Source organism: Micromonospora sp. S4605 (assembly GCF_003176715.1).
GTDB classification, from domain to species: Bacteria; Actinomycetota; Actinomycetes; order Mycobacteriales; family Micromonosporaceae; genus Micromonospora; species Micromonospora echinaurantiaca.
The window spans coordinates 1-2,168 of the sequence record NZ_QGSW01000448.1; the positions used below are offsets into that span (position 1 = coordinate 1).

Annotated in this window: 1 protein-coding gene and 1 pseudogene; one reads left to right on the forward strand and one right to left on the reverse strand. The window is 69.2% G+C overall.

Translation table 11 applies throughout. The annotated features are described in order from the left end of the window. Positions 1-141: 141 nt before the first annotated feature. Positions 142-675: pseudogene (locus DLJ47_RS33865) on the reverse strand (M23 family metallopeptidase); the annotation flags it as partial. A gap of 176 nt (positions 676-851) precedes the next feature. Between DLJ47_RS33865 and DLJ47_RS33870 the strand changes: the two are divergent. Next, complete coding sequence (locus DLJ47_RS33870) at positions 852-1,967, forward strand: DUF4185 domain-containing protein (protein WP_109906265.1); 1,116 nt, start codon at positions 852-854, stop codon at positions 1,965-1,967. Positions 1,968-2,168 lie beyond the last annotated feature (201 nt).

Here is a 2,168-nt window from a genome sequence, read left to right on the forward strand (position 1 = left end):
CGAGCCGTCAAACGACCGCTGTCCCGATACGCCTACAAAAGCCTGCGCGTCGACCGACGCACCTACCAAGCAACCATCACCATCAACCTCTTGACCACACCGATCAGCCCATAACTTCACGGCGTTGCCCTAAAGGGCGGAGCACTGGCCCGCATCTCGGTAGCGCTGGTGGTACGAGCCCGGATACGGCGCCAGGGAGACGCCGTTGATGACGATGGTCTGGCCCACCCCGTTGTGGAGCTGCTCGTAGTGGATGTGCGCGCCGGAGGAGTTGCCGGTGTTGCCGGTCAACCCGATCTGCTGCCCCTGGCTGACGGTCGCCCCGTTGGCCACCGAGTACGCGGAGAGGTGGAAGTAGTAGGTCTTCCACCCGCCGCCGTGCTCGATCGCTATGTAGTTGCCGGCGCCGCTGGGCTGGGAGTACCGGTAGGCGGTGCTGGCCGCCGAGGCGAGCACGGGGGTGCCGTTGGTGACGCCGCCGTCGGCGCGGACGAAGTCCAGCGCCTGGCGGACCTCGCTGCTGTGGTGGCTGTAGGTCCACCGCTGGCCGCACGGGAACGAGGCTTTGAAGACGGGCGCGGCGTGTGCCGGCGACGCGCCGACGAGGACGCCGGTGGCCACCAGGCACACCGCGAGGAACGCGGCCAAGCCCGCGCGAGGGACAGCTCTGGTCATGACGCGACGCTCCCGCCCGGTTGCCGGTGACGAACTGGCCGGTGTTGAGCTCCGACAGCCGCGAGTCTGGAGAGGCGCCATGACGCCTGTCAATGGATCCGCGAAAAATTCCGGCAGGGCGACAAGGGACGACTGAAGACATCCTTCGGCCGTCCGACGCCCGCTTGACTACCACCATGACCATCGATCGCCGCACCCTGCTCGGCCGGGTCGCCGTGGTCGGCGCGGCCACGGCGACCGGCGCCCTGCTCGCCCCCGGACCCGCCCGAGCCGCGTCCTGGAAGAAGCGGCTCACCGGCGCCGACCTGGACACCTACCACCGGTGGCGGGTTGCCGGCACCGACCTCGGCATCCCCTACGTGCTGGAGAACGGCTCCATCGGGTACCTCTTCGGCGACACCTTCAACACCCCGTGGCCGGAGGGCCCACCGCTGCCGAACGACTGGCGCTCACCGGTGATGCTGCGCTCCAACATCCACCCCGGGGTCGCCGGCGGCGTGGTCTTCGACAGCGCGGCGCGGGTCGCGGGCAACGGGCGGGCCCCGGAGTTGATGCACAACGGCCACAACGGGATCGGCATCGACGGCCTCTGGGAGGTGACAGTCATCCCCAACGACGGCATCAGCTTCCCGGAGACCGGCCGGCAGCTCATCTCGTACATGAGCATCGAGAACTGGGCCTCCGCCGGACCCGCCGGGCCGCACTGGCGGTCGCGCTACGCCGGGCTGGCCTACAGCGACAACGGCAACGACTTCATCCGTACGCCGCTGAAGTGGTGGAACAACGGCACCAACACCGACCCGTTCCAGATGTGGACGATGCAGCGCGACGGCGACTGGGTGTACGTCTTCTCGGTGCGCTCGGGGCGCCAGGACGGCCCGATGATGCTGCGCCGGGTCCGTTGGGACCGGTTGTTCTACCCGGAGTCGTACGAGGGCTGGGGCTGGAACGGCAGCAACTGGGGCTGGGGCCGGCCGTGCACGCCGATCCTGACCGGCCGCTTCGGCGAGCCGTCGGTCCGGCGGCTCGCCGACGGCACCTGGGTGATGTCCTACCTCAACTGCGCCACCGGTTGCATCGTCACCCGCACCGCTGGCGGGCCGGACCAGGTCTGGACGGCGGAGAGGGTGCAGGTCACCCCCTGGCAGGAGCCGGGGCTCTACGGCGGGTTCATCCACCCGTGGTCCAGCCGGCGGGCCAACGACCTGCACCTGATGGTCTCGAAGTGGACCAGGACGCCCGACGGCCGGAGCACCGCCTACCACGTCAGCCAGTTCGTCGGCACCGCCTGAGCGGCGCGCCCGCCGCGCTCGCCGCGCCGTTCGGGCCGTCCAACTTGTAGCAAACCTTCTTGACGATTCATCGATGCGTAGCTAAGTTTCAGCCATCCGGACTGAGAGGTCGTCGTCTATGAAGACCCGACTCGTCACCGCGACCGTCCTGGTGGCCACCCTGGGCGCCACCCTCGCGCCGCTGCCCGTCCAGGCCACCCC